Annotated in this window: 23 protein-coding genes; 10 read left to right on the top strand and 13 right to left on the bottom strand. The window is 48.7% G+C overall.

The genetic code is table 11. The annotated features are described in order from the left end of the window. Nucleotides 1–8: 8 nt before the first annotated feature. The 7 genes from C4S39_RS00600 to C4S39_RS00630 all read left to right on the top strand — a co-directional run bounded on the left by C4S39_RS00600 (nt 9) and on the right by C4S39_RS00630 (nt 3,348). On the top strand, nt 9–947 hold the full coding sequence (locus C4S39_RS00600; protein WP_103965119.1) for a hypothetical protein: 939 nt from the start codon (nt 9–11) through the stop codon (nt 945–947). After that, the gene (locus C4S39_RS00605) at nt 944–1,393 is read left to right on the top strand and encodes a hypothetical protein (RefSeq protein ID WP_103965120.1); all 450 of its coding nucleotides are present in this window, start codon (nt 944–946) and stop codon (nt 1,391–1,393) included. Before C4S39_RS00600 ends, C4S39_RS00605 begins: the two co-directional genes overlap by 4 nt. A gap of 211 nt (nt 1,394–1,604) precedes the next feature. Then, complete coding sequence (locus C4S39_RS00610; RefSeq protein ID WP_103965121.1) at nt 1,605–1,838, top strand: addiction module protein; 234 nt, start codon at nt 1,605–1,607, stop codon at nt 1,836–1,838. Beyond that, on the top strand, nt 1,835–2,119 hold the full coding sequence (locus C4S39_RS00615; RefSeq protein WP_181023709.1) for a type II toxin-antitoxin system RelE/ParE family toxin: 285 nt from the start codon (nt 1,835–1,837) through the stop codon (nt 2,117–2,119). The genes C4S39_RS00610 and C4S39_RS00615 overlap by 4 nt, the downstream gene beginning before the upstream one ends. A gap of 80 nt (nt 2,120–2,199) precedes the next feature. Continuing rightward, entirely contained in the window at nt 2,200–2,733 is a 534-nt protein-coding gene (locus C4S39_RS00620) for an REP-associated tyrosine transposase (protein ID WP_103965123.1), read from the top strand. A gap of 155 nt (nt 2,734–2,888) precedes the next feature. Continuing rightward, nucleotides 2,889–3,110, top strand: a complete 222-nt coding sequence (locus C4S39_RS00625) for a ribbon-helix-helix protein, CopG family (RefSeq protein WP_096292805.1) — start codon at nt 2,889–2,891, stop codon at nt 3,108–3,110. Continuing rightward, entirely contained in the window at nt 3,088–3,348 is a 261-nt protein-coding gene (locus C4S39_RS00630; RefSeq protein WP_103965124.1) for a type II toxin-antitoxin system RelE family toxin, read from the top strand. The genes C4S39_RS00625 and C4S39_RS00630 overlap by 23 nt, the downstream gene beginning before the upstream one ends. 270 nt (nt 3,349–3,618) lie before the next feature. Here the strand turns inward: C4S39_RS00630 and C4S39_RS00635 are convergent, their stop codons facing one another. The 7 genes from C4S39_RS00635 to C4S39_RS00665 all read right to left on the bottom strand — a co-directional run bounded on the left by C4S39_RS00635 (nt 3,619) and on the right by C4S39_RS00665 (nt 8,430). Continuing rightward, nucleotides 3,619–4,041: a PIN domain-containing protein gene (locus C4S39_RS00635; protein WP_103965125.1), complete on the bottom strand. Its 423-nt coding sequence runs from the start codon at nt 4,039–4,041 to the stop codon at nt 3,619–3,621. Then, nucleotides 4,031–4,255 (bottom strand): hypothetical protein, encoded by a 225-nt coding sequence (locus C4S39_RS00640; RefSeq protein WP_103965126.1) that lies wholly within the window; start codon nt 4,253–4,255, stop codon nt 4,031–4,033. The genes C4S39_RS00635 and C4S39_RS00640 overlap by 11 nt, the downstream gene beginning before the upstream one ends. 184 nt (nt 4,256–4,439) lie before the next feature. Then, nucleotides 4,440–4,820 (bottom strand): M20/M25/M40 family metallo-hydrolase, encoded by a 381-nt coding sequence (locus C4S39_RS00645; protein WP_258039219.1) that lies wholly within the window; start codon nt 4,818–4,820, stop codon nt 4,440–4,442. A gap of 123 nt (nt 4,821–4,943) precedes the next feature. Continuing rightward, complete coding sequence (locus C4S39_RS00650) at nt 4,944–5,849, bottom strand: Stf0 family sulfotransferase (RefSeq protein ID WP_103965127.1); 906 nt, start codon at nt 5,847–5,849, stop codon at nt 4,944–4,946. 171 nt (nt 5,850–6,020) lie between these two features. Beyond that, complete coding sequence (locus tag C4S39_RS00655) at nt 6,021–6,995, bottom strand: 2-hydroxyacid dehydrogenase (protein WP_103965128.1); 975 nt, start codon at nt 6,993–6,995, stop codon at nt 6,021–6,023. Between the two features lie 172 nt (nt 6,996–7,167). Then, entirely contained in the window at nt 7,168–7,389 is a 222-nt protein-coding gene (locus C4S39_RS00660; RefSeq protein ID WP_146059730.1) for a hypothetical protein, read from the bottom strand. 63 nt (nt 7,390–7,452) lie between these two features. Further along, a complete protein-coding gene (locus C4S39_RS00665) occupies nt 7,453–8,430 on the bottom strand; it encodes a glutathione S-transferase family protein (protein ID WP_103965130.1) in 978 nt (325 codons plus the stop codon). 334 nt (nt 8,431–8,764) lie between these two features. Here C4S39_RS00665 and C4S39_RS15960 point away from each other — a divergent pair, with 334 nt between their 5' ends. The 3 genes from C4S39_RS15960 (at nt 8,765) to C4S39_RS00675 (ending at nt 13,070) form a co-directional block, all read left to right on the top strand. Continuing rightward, nucleotides 8,765–10,030: a type IIL restriction-modification enzyme MmeI gene (locus C4S39_RS15960; protein WP_308457295.1), complete on the top strand. Its 1,266-nt coding sequence runs from the start codon at nt 8,765–8,767 to the stop codon at nt 10,028–10,030. Beyond that, entirely contained in the window at nt 9,985–11,541 is a 1,557-nt protein-coding gene (locus C4S39_RS15630) for a class I SAM-dependent DNA methyltransferase (RefSeq protein WP_374953008.1), read from the top strand. Before C4S39_RS15960 ends, C4S39_RS15630 begins: the two co-directional genes overlap by 46 nt. Nucleotides 11,542–11,705: 164 nt before the next feature. After that, nucleotides 11,706–13,070, top strand: coding sequence for an HD-GYP domain-containing protein (locus tag C4S39_RS00675; RefSeq protein WP_103965131.1), 1,365 nt, complete (start codon nt 11,706–11,708; stop codon nt 13,068–13,070). 71 nt (nt 13,071–13,141) lie between these two features. On the opposite strand, the gene C4S39_RS00680 is transcribed toward C4S39_RS00675, so the two are convergent. The 6 genes from C4S39_RS00680 to rpsF all read right to left on the bottom strand — a co-directional run bounded on the left by C4S39_RS00680 (nt 13,142) and on the right by rpsF (nt 17,487). Then, nucleotides 13,142–14,362: a hypothetical protein gene (locus C4S39_RS00680; RefSeq protein ID WP_103965278.1), complete on the bottom strand. Its 1,221-nt coding sequence runs from the start codon at nt 14,360–14,362 to the stop codon at nt 13,142–13,144. Nucleotides 14,363–14,488: 126 nt separating this feature from the next. Continuing rightward, nucleotides 14,489–15,877 (bottom strand): replicative DNA helicase, encoded by a 1,389-nt coding sequence (dnaB, locus tag C4S39_RS00685; RefSeq protein ID WP_103965132.1) that lies wholly within the window; start codon nt 15,875–15,877, stop codon nt 14,489–14,491. Nucleotides 15,878–15,985: 108 nt separating this feature from the next. After that, nucleotides 15,986–16,441 (bottom strand): 50S ribosomal protein L9, encoded by a 456-nt coding sequence (gene rplI / locus C4S39_RS00690; protein ID WP_103965133.1) that lies wholly within the window; start codon nt 16,439–16,441, stop codon nt 15,986–15,988. Nucleotides 16,442–16,452: 11 nt separating this feature from the next. Continuing rightward, nucleotides 16,453–16,734, bottom strand: coding sequence for a 30S ribosomal protein S18 (rpsR, locus tag C4S39_RS00695; RefSeq protein WP_103965134.1), 282 nt, complete (start codon nt 16,732–16,734; stop codon nt 16,453–16,455). Between the two features lie 19 nt (nt 16,735–16,753). Beyond that, on the bottom strand, nt 16,754–17,050 hold the full coding sequence (gene priB, locus C4S39_RS00700; protein WP_103965135.1) for a primosomal replication protein N: 297 nt from the start codon (nt 17,048–17,050) through the stop codon (nt 16,754–16,756). Nucleotides 17,051–17,061: 11 nt separating this feature from the next. Next, nucleotides 17,062–17,487, bottom strand: coding sequence for a 30S ribosomal protein S6 (gene rpsF, locus C4S39_RS00705; protein WP_103965136.1), 426 nt, complete (start codon nt 17,485–17,487; stop codon nt 17,062–17,064). Nucleotides 17,488–17,600: the final 113 nt, after the last annotated feature.

The raw sequence follows: 17,600 nt of genomic DNA on the forward strand, positions 1-17,600 counted from the left end.
AACTTCTGATGCAAAATAATGAGTTATTTTCAGAGATCCTGGCTCACGTCAAGGCGCGATTCTCTGGTGAGAATGATCACGCGGTCGCCGTACAACATTACCTTGTGAATATCTTCACTGGGTTCGTTAAGAGTGGATTTGCAGACCCCAAGTTTGTCACCGAACTTACTTCCGGTTGCGACCAAAAGTTCTGGGGTTGCTTGTCGGAAGCTCTCGTAGCCGATTGCCTTCGCTGCAAGTACTTTCCTCCTCGGCGGAGATTGGGGCAAGGGCCGGATTTTTTGGTTATGGATGGTACTCGCAAGATTTGGATTGAAGTGGTTTGCCCAGAGCCTATTGATATTCCCGAGAATTGGTTAAACCCACAACAGGGCCGAGTAGTAAGTTTTCCTCATGAACAGATACTTCTCCGATGGACGAGTGCTATAAAAAATAAAGCCGAGATACTCATTGGCAGCGTTGACAAGAAAGGATATCTGGAATCTGGCGAGGTAGGGCCAAATGATGCCTATGTCATCGCAGTAAATGGATGTAGGTTACGCAGTGGACCATTCTCTGCACTGATTGGAATTAGTCAGCTTCCATTTGCTGCGGAGGCTGTATTCCCGATAGGGCCTTATGAACTGAAAATCGACAAAACTACTCATCAAGTGGTTGATCGTGGTCACCAACATCGACCTCATATACGAAACAAAAACAAAGCTGAAGTACCCACATTCACGTTCCTTGATTCAAGATTTAATGCCATTAGTGCAATTTGGGCAATTGATTTAAATGGAAGCTCGATTATCGACACTATAGAGCCGAGTGCTGTCATTCATAATCCAAACGCCCTTAATCCAATCCCGCTCGACTTCCTGCCTGCAGATAACGAATACGTTGCAATCCAGGAAGAAAATGGATACTTGCTTGAGAAGGTTCGTGCAAAGCACGGTAGGTTAGAATGACAGCAGGAATCCGAACCTACTCTGCCAGAAAAGTGAGAAAATTTTCTATGAAACAATACATTCTATTTCTAATACTTCTATTTCCACTTACTTCAGTTGCAGGAGAAAGTACATACCTCTGCACAATTAAACAAATTCTGGAGTTATCGGATAATGGCACGATGGAGAAAAACGTTGGCATATATGAACAATTTTTTGATAAGCAATTTTCAATTAATCGAGACACAGGCGAAATGGTGGGTCTGCCATTTGACACTCAATCATACAAGCAAGTAACAGTGCTCGATAAAGGAAGTGATGAAAATTCCTATAAAGCCATCGTTACCTCGCATCCGCCGAACATATGGATCAAATATATCTATGTTGCCGAACATAATTTGGGAAAGAAGAAACCATTTTGGGGCACAGACAGCGGCGACAAGATATTCAGTGGATTCTGTGAATAAATCATTGATCAAGTTTTCCCGTCCGGTAGGATGTGCCGACCGCAAGGAGGCGCATCAATCAAAAAAGATGCCATATCCTGCGGTTATTGCACCCTACGTGAGACGGCGGCGCAAGCGATCATATCCGCGGGACTGCCGGACAATGATGGGACAATTTTCATCTAAACAATTGCTTGCAGCACTAACATTTTTATAGCGTACAATCATTGCCATGAAAAATATTTCAATTACCGACATTCTTCAATTACCGGTGCAGGAGCGGATCCGCCTCGTTGAGCTTATTTGGGATAGCATCGCGGCCGTGCCGGAAGTCGTTGACATATCACCCGAGCTAAAAGCCGAACTGGAGGCCCGATTGGCGGAATTTGAGGAAAATCCGGATGCCGGATTTTCATGGGAGCAAGTCAAGTCTCGTCTGAATGATGGTTCATGGCGTTCCGTTTGAAATTTTCCGCACGGGCACTGCGTGAAATTGGAGAAGCTCGCACATGGTATGAAACGCAATACCCCGGACTAGGTGAAGAGTTTGTCGCTGCTATTGAACTACAACTAAAACGTCTGGAACAAGCACCCCTGCTTTATGCAGAAATCATTCCCAAAGTGCATCGCGCACTTCTACCTCGCTTTCCATATGGCTTGTTTTATGTCGTACGCCATGACTTGGTCTATGTTTTAGCTGTTTTACACGATACCCGCAATCCTACGCGATGGCCGAAGGTTCGATAAGCCCGGCAGGTTGGGGTAAGCCTGCGAACCCCAACACAAACCAATAAATGTCGACATCAAAAATGAAGGAATAATCAGTCATGCAATACCGGCGCGCTGATGTAAAAGGCGGAACCTATTTTTTCACGGTCAATCTTGCCCAACGTCACCTGCGCTTGTTATTGAATCATGTGGAAATTTTGCGCGCCGCTGTCAAAACGGTAAAGCAACGGCATCCCTTTCATATCGATGCGTTCGTCGTGTTGCCGGATCATTTGCATGCAATATGGACTTTACCGCCTGACGATGCGGATTTTTCCACCCGGTGGATGCTGATCAAATCGGGTTTCTCGCGTCATATCACCATGAACGAACGCCGCAACGCCAGCCGGATTTCCAAAGGCGAACGTGGAATTTGGCAACGCCGGTATTGGGAGCATTTAATTCGTAACGAAAATGATTTTGAACGGCATGTCGATTACATTCATTACAATCCGGTAAAGCATGGATACATCCACCAGGCAAGCGAATGGCCTTATTCGAGCATTCACCGGTATATCAAGGCTGGCGTAATCACAAATGATTGGGGCTGTGGCGTTGATAGCAACGATAAAAGCGATTATGGCGAGCGGTGAAAAGTTGGGGTTCGCAAGCTCACCCCAACCTGTAAACTATTATTCGAACGGCAACGTTACATAACGCCAAAATCATATTACAAAAAGCAAAAGTTCATATATCATGACATTCAATGCATCTCATCGACATTATAACAATGGGGTAAAAATTCGAAATGAGTCAAATTTCTGCAAGACTACCAGATGAATTAGTAGCAGCGCTGGATGAAGCAGCTACAAAATTGCATCGAACACGCGCCGACGTAATCAGACAAGCTGTTGAATATTATCTCGACGATTTTGAAGACATTTCCCACGCTGTGGAAGTCTTGCGCGATCCAGCGGATCCAATTCTGGATTGGGAAACTGTAAAGCATGACCTACTCCGTCAGCATTAAGCAGAGTGCACTCAAATCGTTAAAAAACATTGCGCATGAAGATCGATTGCGTATCATTGCCGCCATTGATCAACTCAAGGTTAACCCTGCGGCTGGCGGAGTACTAAAAGGTGAATATTCCGGGCTGCGTCGTATTCGAATTGGCTCGTATCGTGTCGTGTACGAGGTACATGACACGAAATTGACGGTACTCGTTATCCGCATCGGCCATCGGCGAGAGATTTACCGACGAATCTGATCATAACGGATTCACAAGACAAGCGTTTTTTTATACCTTGGCTCCAACACTCTTGATTTAAAACTGGTGATATCTTTTCAACAGGTTGACTGGCAGTCATCGATTTGTAGATCTATTAGCACGGTAGGATGTGCCGACCGCAAGGAGGCGCATCAATCAATCTTGAGACAGTGACGATGATAATGGCAGCACGATCTGGTAGATACTCTCTCTTTTCGTACATGATTTTTTGAGAAACATGCCATTTCCTGACGAAACGACATCCGGCCATCAAACATGAAATGGATTCTCAATCAGCAGTCCATCGATTTTCTGGCCGTGCTGTAAATCTTCCGTGTATAAACGGATGCAGCCAGATTCGAGCGCTGCGGCTACGATCAACGCATCGTAAAAACTAAAACCGTAGCGCTGCTGAAGCACAAGACTCCGTTGATAAAGCGGCGGAGCGGGCATGACTTGCCACAACGGAATCAGCACTTGTTCCAGAAAGCGCTGCGCATTCCCGGCGCTCATCGGGGATGGCAGTTTGCACGTCACGACATTGAGTGTTTCCTGGATAACTTGATAACTGATACAAGCACCGCGCGTTTCCAATGCTTGCTGAATCAGTTGGTTCGCGATCGCACGTTTGCGATCATCGGTTTCGTCGAACAAGTAGATGAAAATATTAGTATCGATAAACTCACCGTTCATTCATTTCATTCCGTGTGAATTTACGGCCGCCGGTTCGCACTTGTCCCCGCAGCTCTTCGATCAATGCAATTGCGGATTCGGCTGTTTGCTCCTGCTGTACATAATCGGCCAGCCAGCGGCGGAATTGCTCATTGAGCGTGGTCTGTTCGGCGCGGGCTCGGGCTCGTGCGGCTTCTATTAATTTATCGTCTGCGCTCAAGGTAATATTCTTCATCTGTGGTATCCTCTCCAATACTGTGTACACGACAATAGTGTACACTCCTATCGATGTATGAATCAGCAATTTGGCATTTGAATTCCAAAAGCATTCCGCAACGCAGATCAGAGTCAGACGTAACCGTTACCTAGTTGCACAAAGCATATGCTGATTAAACATCAATTCGAAACACAAGAAAAAACTAACCCGCCAATTCATTCTCCACCAGCTTAACCCAATACGCCGCACCAAGCAGCATGGCGCTATGCCCATCATGACCGCAGGCATGCATTTTGCCGTGGTGGCGGGATACATACTCGAACCGGTTTTGCTCCTGGATAAACAGCGCATCCATATCGGCGCGCAGCGCAATGCTGTTACTACCGTTACCACGGCGCAGAATCCCGATAACACCGGTTTTAGCCATGCCCTGATGCACTTCGATGCCAACTCTTCGCAGTTGCCCGGCAATCAACCGGGCGGTTGCAGTTTCTTTAAATGCGACTTCCGGATATTGATGCAACTGCCTGCGCCAACGGCGCATGTCGGCATGCAACGCCAGAATTTCCGGAACAATGTTCATCGCCGATCAATGCCCGTGATCCCATCATGAAATCGCGCATACCATGATACCGATGACTCAAACACCGGGAATGATTCAGAATGCGCTGCTTTTGATAAGAAACACCAAAACATGCCTTGAGTATCAACGCACTGATTCATGAATAGAACCCGCAGTCGAACCAATGCGCAAAAAGTTATACCGGTCTTCCGTTTCACGGTGAAATCGGGCAAGCCGCTTTTCTGATTGCTCATCGCGTTGTTTTTCCAGCTGTAGCTTGGCAGAATTAATTTCCATCTTTTTCGGGACGGGTATCTTCAGATATTGAAGTATTCTTGCAATGACGAACTCAGGTTTCGTTAGTAAATCTTCATAATGAATCCGGCAGGGACTCAACTTAAGCATCTCAAAATAAAGTTCAAATTTTGACTGCGCAAACAGTATCTCGGAAATCGCCATGATGATTTGTTCGTTGCTTATGTCTGCCAGTTCTATTTTTCCATTCAAACCACTATTCCAATTACTTTTCCATTGCCCTGTTTGTTGGGCTACCAGGAGTGAAAGCGCTTGCGCAGCCACATCATCCCGCACGATATAAATGAATTGAGGGTTGGGGATGATCCAGGGTATCACTTTTACACGGGATAAAAAATACAGTTGATCCCAAGAAAGTTTGGTAGCGAAAATTTTATTTAACGTGCTGTGATTACCGGGCAAATGGCGCACGAAATCATCCAATGAACTTAATCCGCACTCAGCACAGTCTGCCTGAATGCGCTCTGTATTGAAAAACTCATCAGCCAATCCCATCAATTCCGTGGCATAGAGCAATTCAGCCAGCCAGTTGGAACCGCAACGGTTTGTAAAACAGAGTATGACTTGTTTCTTGGTGCTTATTTTTATTGATAAGTCTCTAAAAAGAACTTTATCTGATTGATTAAAGTACTCTAAAGTCTCAATTTCGTGGTGCCATGGAGCATATTCGATCGGAAATGGCTGATCGAGCGTCGAACGAATAGCGTGATAAAGGGATTGTAAAAATGGCAACATCTTGCACCGACCTTATAGCACAGTATTACTGATATTGCCAAACCAGATATTTCACACGCGACGCAAAACAATTCATACTGACAAATTAATCAACAAATTATGGAAAGAAACGCAAAGCTCGTTTCAACTATTACTTCACGACCAGATAGAATAGTGAATCTCCGAGTAAGTTTAAACAATCTTTCTATCTGTATCAGTGACTTGATTAAAAGATTTATGCTGAAAAAAATTTCTGATATTGTCCGCCAATAGTTCCAGCAAACGCTGCCTGGACTCCCGGCTGGCCCAGGCGATGTGGGGCGTGACAATCAGATTGGCAGGCCGTTGCCGCAATATCGGATTATCCTGGCCCGGGGGCTCTTCCTGAATCACATCGATCGCGGCACCGGCAATCCGGCCCAAAGATAAGCTCTCCAGCAAATCGATTTCATTAATCAAACCACCGCGCGCGGTATTGATCAGATACGCGGAAGGTTGCATCAGCTCAAATTCCTTGCGGCTGATCAGGTGCTGCGTTTCCCGCGATAAGGGGCAATGCAGCGTAATAAAATCCGCCTGCTGTAATACCGCATCAAATAAAGTTCTGCCAGGACGCGGCAATTTATTTTTGTGCTCCGCAATTTGTACTTGCATGCCAAATGCTCGCGCCACATCGGCCACCGCATGACCCAATTCGCCATAACCAATGATTCCCAGTGTTTTCCCGCATAACTCCCGGATACCGAAATCCAATGGACAAAAAAACTGACTGGTCTGCCAACCGCCACGTTTTACCAACGCCTGATAGTCGACAAAATGGCACGCCAGATTCAGCATCAGCATGAACACATGCTGCACCACCGAAGGCGTAGCGTAGCCGCGCACATTGCACACCGGAATACTGCGTTCGCTGGCGGCTGCGAGATCAACATTGTTATACCCCGTCGCCGCTACGCATATGAGTTTCAGATTCCTCGCCGCAGTGATCGCCGCACGGCCGATAAACACCTTGTTGCTGACAATCACCTCAGCGTCGCGAATTCTTTCCGGCACCTCTGATTCGGAAGAATCATGATAATACTGCCACGGCGATACCGCCCGCTCCAGCGCCGCACAATCCATATCGCCGCGGGTTACAGAGCCAAAATCCAGAAAAACAGCGCGCATTTCAATACTCCGCTATGATCGAAAATCATACTACAAGCAATTCTAGCAGCTTCAGGAACAAAACCTCACCACACACTTCACAAAATATTTGACGATCCAATTGAACCCGTGGAGTGCAACGAGATCGCGTTGCAATGCTCCGGCAAAGAGATATTCATCTGTCGTAATTGTTTCATTGATTTGCATTGGCGACAGTGAATCGCTGCCCCATACGGGACGGTTTTTCGAGCTCGTCGACAACTGCAACCGCAAAATCTTCAGCGCTGATAGCATTTTCGGCTGGACTGCCGGATCCTGTCAGATAAACGCCAGTACGTTGTCTAGGTGCGATCATCGGCGCGGAGGAAAGCATAGCCCAGGAAAATCCGCTGGATGACCGATACGCATCCAGCACGCCCGAAAGCGTAGCCGCTTCTGCAACAACAGCGAGTCAGCTGGTTTATTGTGTATAGCAGACTCAGAGCGTTTCACGCCCATGCGGCTGATCCAGATTCAGCAGCGGACCTGCCGGCACTATCCCGGTGGGATTGATGGTGACGTGGCTGCGGTAGTAATGGCCCTTGATGTGCTGCATGTTCACAGTTGCAGCCACACCGGGCCACTGATACAGCTCACGCACATAGGCCGACAGGTTGGGATAATCCGCAATTTGCCTGAGATTGCATTTGAAGTGGCCGTGGTACACCAGATCAAAGCGGATCAGTGTGGTGAACAGCCGCCAGTCGGCCTCGGTCAGGGTGTTGCCCAGCAGATAGCGTCGACCGGCCAATCGCTGCTCCAGCTCATCAAGCATGTCAAACAGTGGCCAGAACGCCTGCTCATAGGCTTCGGTCGTAGTGGCGAAGCCGGCCTTGTAGACGCCGTTGTTGATGCGGTCATAGATGCGCGCATTGAGTTCGTCGATCTGCATGCGCAGCGCTTCTGGATAGTAATCACCCGGCTTGGCGCCGATGCCGTCGAAGGCGCTGTTGAACATGCGGATGATCTCCGCCGATTCGTTGTTGACGATTCGCTGCTGTTGTTTGTCCCACAATACCGGCACCGTGACCCGGCCGCTGTAGTCGGGATCATCGGCGGTATAAACCTGATGCAGATAGTCGGCGCCATTCAGCGGGTCGGCAATGACTCCATCGTCCGGGCCAAAGGTCCAGCCATGTTCGCGCATCAGCGGGTTGACCACGGATACGCTGATCATGTCTTCCAGCCCCTTGAGCGCACGGAAGATAAGGGTGCGGTGGGCCCAGGGACAGGCCAGCGAGACATACAGATGGTAGCGGCCCGCTTCGGCCTGAAAGCCACCGCCACCGCTCGGGCCGACGCTGCCATCGGCAGTGATCCAGTGGCGGTATTGTGCTTCGGTACGGACGAAACGGCCTTGGGTGGAATCCGTGTCATACCATTTATTGACCCATTGTCCATCGATAAGCAGACCCATGTGTTGTTCTCCTGTAAACGAGAGTGAATGGCTGGCCGATTGCAATAACGCAGTCGGCGCATGGCGTGCACATCTTCCAGCATGGCACGTTGCGTGGCCGGCACGTAGTCGATCAGCTCGGCCTTGATGAAACCGGGGTCCACTGCGTTGGCGCGAATGCCCCGGGTGGCGCAATCCATATCGCCGCGGGTTACAGAGCCAAAATCCAGAAAAACAGCGCGCATCTCAATACTCCTCCTATGATCGAAAATCATACCACAAGCGATGCTTGGACGTTTCCTGCGGATCACGTAGAATCGTGCGATCCAAATAGATACGCATATCCGGAGAACGCATGGCACTGGCCTGGAACGAAATCAAAGATCGCGCACTGGCGTTTTCCAGAGAATGGATCAAAACGGAATCGGAAAATTCTGATGCAAAGCCTTTCTGGATTGAATTCTTCCATGTCTTTGGCATTACTTCCCGGCGCATCGGCAGTTTTGAGCAAAAGGTCAAAAAGCTCGGTGGCCGCGATGGCTATATCGACTGGTTATGGAAAGGCAACCTGCTGATCGAGCACAAATCGCGCGGCAAAGACTTGGATCGCGCTTACCAGCAGGCCATCGATTATTTCCCCGGTTTGAAAGAACACGAGTTGCCCCGTTTTATTTTGGTCAGCGATTTTGCGCGCTTCCGTCTGTACGACACGGTCGAAGGTACGCATACCGAGTTCCCGCTCAAGGAACTGTACAAAAACGTCAAGCTGTTCTGGTTCATTGCCGGTTACCAGCCGCAAAAAATTTCCCCGCAAAGCCCGGTCAACGCCAAGGCAGTGCAACGCATGGCCAAACTGCACGACCGCCTGAAACAAATCGGCTACACCGGTCACGCGCTGGAAGTGTATCTGGTGCGCCTGCTGTTTTGTTTGTTTGCCGAAGACACCGGCATTTTCGAGCGCACGCAGTTCACCGAATTCATCGAACAGCAAACGCGCGAAGACGGCAGCGACCTGGCACCGCAACTGGCACAACTGTTCGACGTGCTCAACACGCCGGAAGCCGCGCGGCTGAAAAACCTCGACGACACGCTGACGCGCTTTCCGTACATCAACGGAAAACTGTTTGAAGAACGTCTGCCACTCGCCAGCTTCGACAGCCACATGCGCGCCGCGCTGTTGTATTGCTGCGCACTGGATTGGAGCGGTATTTCACCGGCGATTTTCGGCTCGTTGTTCCAGAACATCATGGACGAAACGCCGAACGCGCGGCGTAACCTCGGTGCGCACTACACCACCGAAGAAAACATCCTGAAACTGATCCGCCCGTTATTTCTCGATGAACTGCACGCGGAATTCGCCAAAATCAAGCACAACACCAAACGCCTGCAAATCTTCCATAACAAACTGGCCAGCCTGAAATTTCTCGATCCGGCATGCGGCTGCGGCAATTTCCTGGTAATCGCCTACCGCGAACTGCGCCGGCTCGAACTGGAAGTGTTGCGCGCATTGCACGACAGCGGCCAGCAAACGCTGGACATCACCAGTATCATTCAGATCAATTCCACGGTATCGAAATCGAAGAATTTCCAGCGCAAATCGCACAAGTCGCATTATGGCTGACCGACCATCAGATGAATGCGCTGGTGTCGGAAGAATTCGGCCAGTACTTCATCCGCCTGCCGCTCAACAAATCCGCGCACATCGTGCACGGCAATGCGTTGCAACTGGACTGGAACAGCGTCATTCCGGCAACGCAATGTCATTATGTAATGGGAAATCCACCGTTTATAGGAAAAACTTACTTGAACGATACGCAACGGATCGATGTCGCTGCGATTTTCCACGATACCAAAAATGCCGGATTGCTCGATTACGTCGCCTGCTGGTACCGCAAAGCCACCGACTACATCACCGCCCATCCGGCAATCCGGGCCGCGTTTGTTTCCACCAATTCGATCACGCAAGGCGAGCAGGTCGGCGTGTTATGGCCGGATTTGCTACGGCGCGGCGTACATATTCATTATGCTCACCGCACCTTTCAGTGGATGAGCGAAGCCAAAGGCAAAGCCGCGGTGCATTGCGTCATCATCGGATTTGGCTTGCAGGAAGCTACGCATAAAACCATTTTCGAGTATGCCGACATTCAAGGTGAATCGCATGCCATCACGGCAAAAAATATCAATCCCTATTTGGTGGATGCTTCAGATGTAGTTTTGGACAATCGGACAAATCCGATTTGTGATGTTCCTGAAATGCTCTATGGTAACAAGCCAGTTGATGGCGGGAATCTTCTACTCTCATCAGAAGAAAAAACCGAATTACTTAGTAAAGAACCGAAAGCTGAAAAATGGCTACGGCCACTTCTTGGTGCTGAAGAGTTTATTAATGGCAAAAAGCGCTGGTGTTTATGGCTTGTTGGTATATCTCCGAATGAGCTACGTGCCATGCCTGAGGTGATGAAACGTGTTGAAGCTGTGCGAGTATTCCGGCTCAAAAGCACTAAAGCACAAACCCGGCAACACGCAGTAACTGCTACTTTATTTGTCGAAAATCGTCAGCCAGAAAACAATTATATTCTTGTACCACGCGTATCTTCTGAACGTAGATTATTTGTACCAATAGGATTTCTCGATTGCCATACTATTAGTACCGATTTAAATAACATGCTCCCGAACGCCACCCTCTATCACTTCGGCATCCTCACTTCGACGATGCACAACGCCTGGATGCGCACGGTGTGCGGTCGTTTGAAAAGTGATTACCGCTATTCCGTCGGCATTGTCTACAACAACTTCCCGTGGCCTGAAATCCTCCCTAACCCCCCTTTGGCAAAGGGGGGAAGCGTGCAGCGCGGAGGGATTTCCGCCATCGAAACCGCCGCGCAGGCCGTGCTCGATGCCCGCGCGCAGTTTCCCGATGCTACACTGGCCGACTTGTACGACCCGCTGGCCATGCCGCCGGAATTGGTACGCGCGCACCAGGCTTTGGATCGCGCCGTCGATGCAGCGTATGGCAAGAAATCCTTTGCGTCCGAAGCGGAGCGGGTGGCGTTTTTGTTTGAACGCTACCAAGCCATTACCAGCCTGCTGCCCGCCAACGCAACGAAGAAATCCAGGAATAGCCGCCACTGAAGCAACTGCAGGCACCGGTGAAATGCAATTGATCAGCGGTTTCAGAAAAACCCTCTCGCCGCACACTTCACAAAATATTTGACCGTGTACTATTAATATTGGACTTGATACATTGTTCTTCTTCCCTCACATGTCGATGTGATTGCTAGCGAGGAAATAAAACTATGACTGAATCAAAATCCAGTACCTCGAGCGTGATTGATGTCAAGGCTGATTCACAGGAAGCGCTTGCCATCAGCCAATTCGTTCAACGGAAAATCCTGCTGCGTTTGTTTCTAGGGTGGTTGTTTCTCAGCGTCACGATCGGTGGCGTCGTTCTATGGCTGGAAATTTCGCGCTTTCAGCAATTCGTGCATGCGCTTGCGCTGAAGGAATCCGCCGTACTCAGCGGTGAATCCTCTTATGATCTGGAACAACTGGATAGCCCGGCTCATCAACATTTGACCCATCTGGCACAGCAATTGGTCGAGCGCAATTTCCTCGTGGTCGAGCTCTATGATGTCAACAAGCAACTCAAGATCGAAGCAATCCGTCAAGGACAAAAAACTACCGGGCAATGGATCAACAGCCATCGCCACCAATTTCCCAAACGCGGTGATTTTTTCCAGGAATTTCATTTAATTCAAGATAAACTGCTGCTGGTCATACTGGTTCCGATCAAAGGACCTCAGCATACCTTGATGGGTTATTTCGAAGGCATTTACCAGGTTGACCAGGAGACTCAGAGTTCGATCAAGGATGAACTGTTTCACACACTGTTACTGATTACCATCAGCATCACTTTTACCACCCTGCTGATGTATCCGATTCTGCTTATGCTCAATCGGGAGCTCACCAAGCTCTCCACCGACCTTTTAACCGGCAATCTGGAATTGATGAATGTGATGGGTTGCGCCATTGCGGAGCGCGACTCCGATACCAACAGCCATAATTACCGTGTTACCTTCTATGCGCTCCGGCTGGGAGAAAAAATCGGGCTGCGTCATGAAAGCATTCTTAATCTGATCACCGGCGCTTTCCTGCACGATGTCGGCAAGATCGGGATCCGCGATCCCATTTTGCTAAAACCGGGCAAGCTGACCCCGCAGGAATTTGAGATCATGAAAACGCATGTCACACTGGGCGTGGATATATTAAAACAATCCAGCTGGCTCAGCGGAGCGTGCGATGTTGCTCATTTTCACCACGAGAAATATGACGGCAGCGGTTATCCGGAGGGGCTCAAGGGTGAAGAAATTCCGTTGAATGCGCGGATATTCGCCATTGCCGACGTGTTCGATGCACTGACCTCCAAACGTCCGTATAAGGAATCGTGGACGGTGCACGACGCCATCGCCGAACTTGAACGCGATAGCGGCACTCATTTCGATCCGCGGTTATTAAGTATTTTTGTGTCGATCGCGCCCGCGCTCTATCAGCAGGTGACTGACATGGAGGAAAGCCAGATGATTACCATGGTAAAACGCTGCATTTCCCGCTATTTCCTGACAACCGTAATGAGCACCAAATCTCACAACCACACACTTTGAATCAAAGCGCATTAATTTCTGATAGGAATCAGTAAGAGTTACTGTTGGCCAAAATGGGTTATCTGGAAAAATTATTTGGCAATCGTAATACTCGGCACACCGATGCGCGGCAAATCGGTGACGGTCATTTGAAATAGCAGAAACAGCAACTGAAATGCATCCCGATTCCAGCGCGCATGCGATCCTATCGTATTGATCGCATAGTATCGGTTATTCCAGCGGATAGAAAAATCGGCATCGGCAGGAGGCACATTGGAAACCACAAATTCCATGGTTTGATCAGGATTCTCGTTGTTGAGGATAGGCGGCGTTCGAGTATCTTTCCCGACCTGATATCCCTTCTCATTGCCGAGTGCTTTGCCCAGAGAACCAAGAATCGAGTGAAAGCTTCGCAACCGGAACATACCATTCATTGGCCATTCACCGCCATAATGACCGGCACGGATATCAAACGCAATATCGCTGACATCCCAGTCTCTAGCACGCTCATTCAGCGCTTCGCGCTCTTCCTCGGGAAGCATATCGGGATCATAATTGGTAATCAGAATGGGCCCCGAGGTATGTTTGCGCAAAGTAAAGGTATCATCCCCGGAATCATAGTGTACGATAAATTCTTTTTGCAACGACTGGAAGCTATCCGGCGCGATCGAGCTGGATGGAATCTTCCAGGCATGTTTCAGCAACAGCGGTTCCGCATACAACTGGTTGTGATCCTGGATCGCGGATAAATGCAGCGCCACGCGGCGAAACATTTCATAACCCGCTTTATCCGAAGGATTATTGCGATGCACACTATGTTGTTCCGACTGCATTATGCGCACTTCCTGCGCCATCATGCGCAGCAGCATATCGACATCAAAATGCTGACGCAGCAACAACGTCAACTTGTTTTGCGGGAATGGCGTCAGCAAGCGCTGAGTGAACTCTTCCCCTTCGATCGGAACGATGCTGATAGTCGGGCTTTCGGCCAGACTACCACCGAAAATCGGCATCAGCGTTGCACCGGCGAGACCTCCAGCGGCTGGCATAGCGCCAGCGTTGGCAACAAAAGTAAAAGTAGCTGCGATATTGGATACGCCGGTAAAATGCACCGGTTGACGGTAATGCGCGCGTACGATATTTACCAATAGCTGCTGTGATATGGAATCGGTAACCGCTTCATCATACGCAGTCACAGCGCGATTCAACGCCAGCGGCGATATACAGCCGATCAGGGTGATCAAAACAAAAAAGCACAGCAATCGCCGCAAGAATAACCACTGATAACTTGATTGCCATCTTTTATGCTTCACCACTCATCCTCCATCCCGAAATAGGTTCTCCGATACAAAGCCGCACAAACCCATTATCTGTTCCATGCGCTGAAAGTTAAGCGCCGGATGAACTACAAGAAATCAGTCATTGCGGCAAAAATTCCATTAATAATATTCCGGCCTGGCGTGGCTCTCAAAGCGTGTATATTCGCCCAGGAATGTCAGATCGACTTTTCCGATCGGGCCGTTGCGCTGCTTGCCGATAATAATTTCGGCAATGCCTTTGTCTGGAGAATCGGGGTTATAGACTTCATCGCGGTAGATAAACAGAATCACATCGGCGTCTTGTTCAATCGCGCCGGATTCGCGCAAATCCGACATCACCGGGCGTTTGTTGGGCCGTTGCTCCAAACTGCGATTAAGTTGCGATAATGCAATCACCGGCACTTTCAGTTCTTTCGCCAGCCCTTTCAACGCACGCGATATTTCCGAAATTTCCGTGGCGCGATTCTCTCCCTGACTACTGGAAGACATCAGTTGCAAATAATCAACCACAATCAAACCCAGTTCACCGTACTGACGGTACAGCCGCCTGGAGCGTGCTCTGAGTTCGAGCGCATTCAACGCCGCCGTTTCATCAATAAAAATGGGTGCTTCATTAAGTTTACCCAAGGCATGCGTCAGCTTGGGCCAATCTTCATCGTCCAAACGGCCGGTACGCACTTTATGCTGATCCAGCTTTCCCACTGATCCCAGCATCCGCATGGCCAGCTGCGCACCGCCCATTTCCATACTGAATACTGCAACCGGTTTGTTTAACTCCAATGCCACATGTTCCGCAATATTCAGGGAGAATGCGGTTTTACCCATGGACGGCCGACCCGCAACAATAATCAGATCGCCCGGCTGGAATCCGGATGTCTTCTGATCAAGATCGTGAAAACCTGATGCAATTCCGGTTACATTGCTCGGATTATCCTGGCTATATAACAGCTCTATCCGCTCGACCACTTGCCGCAACAGAGGCTGAATTCCCATGAACCCTTCCTTACCGCGCGCACCTTCTTCTGCAATCTCAAATACTTTCGCTTCCGCCTCATCCAATAAGTCTGCGGCAGAGCGGCCCACCGGGTTATAGGCAGAGTCCGTAATGTGCACGCCGACTTGGGCCAGATTACGCATAATCGAGCGTTCACGAACAATTTCCGCATAGCGCTTGATATTTGCCGCCGACGGTGTGTTCTGCACAATGGCACCAATATACGCAAGCCCGCCGATAGTCTGCAGCTCTGCGGATGTTTCCATCGATTCCGCGACGGTAATGACGTCAGCAGGTCTGTTCTGTTCAATCAGCTTACAGATATGGTGATAAATCAGCTGGTGATCCTGCCGGTAAAAATCGGCGTCGGTAATGATATCGGCGACTTTCTCCCACGCGTTATTGTCCAGCATGAGCCCCCCCAGTACCGATTGTTCGCTCTCAATCGAATGGGGTGGTGTTTTATAGGGATCTATTAACTGATCCTGATGGAGACTGATCGGTGATTGCGCCATAGGTATCGGAAGCCCGGTTGAAGATGTCTGATTCTACCACTTGCTGAATCACAAATGAAAAAGGACTACGAATAGTCCTTTTTCAAATGAATCCATAAAATTGCTCTATCAGAGCGCTGAATCACCCAGTACCGAAACGGTAATGCTTGCTTTTACATCACTATGCAGCAAAATGGCCAGGGGATAATCACCCACTTGCTTTAATTGACCATTCGGCATATGAATCATGGTGCGTTCAACTGCGAAACCCAGCCCGGCAAGCGCCTCGGCAATATTCGCATTGGTAACGGAACCAAATAGTTTTCCATCACTGCCGGCTTTCTGAGTAATTTGCACCAGCAAACCATCCAGTTTTGCAGCAACAGCTTGAGCAGCGGTAAGAATTTCTGTCTGTTTTTTCTCCAGTTCCGCCCGCCTGGATTGAAATTCCGCAATGGCCTGCTCCGTTGCACGTTTTGCCTTACCTTGCGGAATCAGATAATTACGTGCAAACCCGCTTTTAACATTGACTACGTCACCCAATTGACCCAAGTTGCTAATTTTTTCCATCAAAATGATCTGCATATCATTGCTCCTTAGTGACGATCCGTGTAAGGCAATAACGCCAGAAAACGAGCCCTTTCTATCGCCGTGCCCAACTGACGCTGATAAAAAGAGGTTGTACCGGTAATCCGCGCCGGAATTACCTTGCCGTTTTCACTAATGAAATCTTTCAAAATTTCAATATCTTTATAATCCACCTGCTTAATGCCCTCCGCGGTAAAACGGCAAAACTTTTTGCGCTTGAATAAAGGGCGGTTGGCTTTCTTTTCTCTTTCTTTATCTTTACTGTCTTTACGTCTAGTAAAACGTGTCATATTTATTCCTATTAACTAATTAAATGAGTTCAATCTGATCTGAATGCAGCACCAGTTGCTGACTCATATGGTTCTTTTTATTGAGAAACCCGGTGAGCCTAACCCTGCTGTCAATCTCGAATCCGGCCACGGTCAAAGCCTGCTCTCCCATCACAACCACAGGAACATCAAAGACTATTTGCCTCATAACACCCGCTTCTTTCTGCCGGGATCCGTGACTTACCGTAAACTCAATCACCGCCATGCCGGCAGGGGTGTAGCGTAAAATGCCTAATTTGACAATTTTCCCGCAAATAGTGGTCCGATTACATTCCAATGGCTAGAAAACTATGCAGTCGCAGTCGCAGCAGCACCGGATTCTTCCGGAGTTTCATCAGAATCCGTTTCATCCGCAATTTCCTCTGAATCTTGCGGGCTCGCAGAACCGGCTCTCTCTACCTGGCGCATCATGGGTGATGGTTCAGTGACAGGACCCTTAGTTTTAATGGTTAAATGGCGCAAAATCGCATCACTGAATTTGAAAGCGTGATCCAGGTCATCCAGAATTTCCTGATCACATTCAATATTCATCAATACATAATGTGCCTTATGAACCTTCTGAATCAGATAAGCAAGCTGACGGCGTCCCCAATCTTCCACACGATGAACTTTGCCGTTTTTAGAAGTTACAATGCCACGATAGCGCTCGATCATTGCAGGCACTTGTTCACTCTGATCAGGATGAACAATAAAAACTATTTCGTAATGTCGCATAAATTCCTTTCGGGTTATAAGCCTCCCACCAATCACGATGGTGAGGCAAGGTTGAAAAACGTGCTATTCTACTGAATTAATACGGCAATATCAAATGGCGCTCAAATAACTGC

The sequence above is a fragment of the Nitrosomonas ureae genome, from assembly GCF_900108305.1.
GTDB lineage: Bacteria > Pseudomonadota > Gammaproteobacteria > Burkholderiales > Nitrosomonadaceae > Nitrosomonas > Nitrosomonas ureae_B.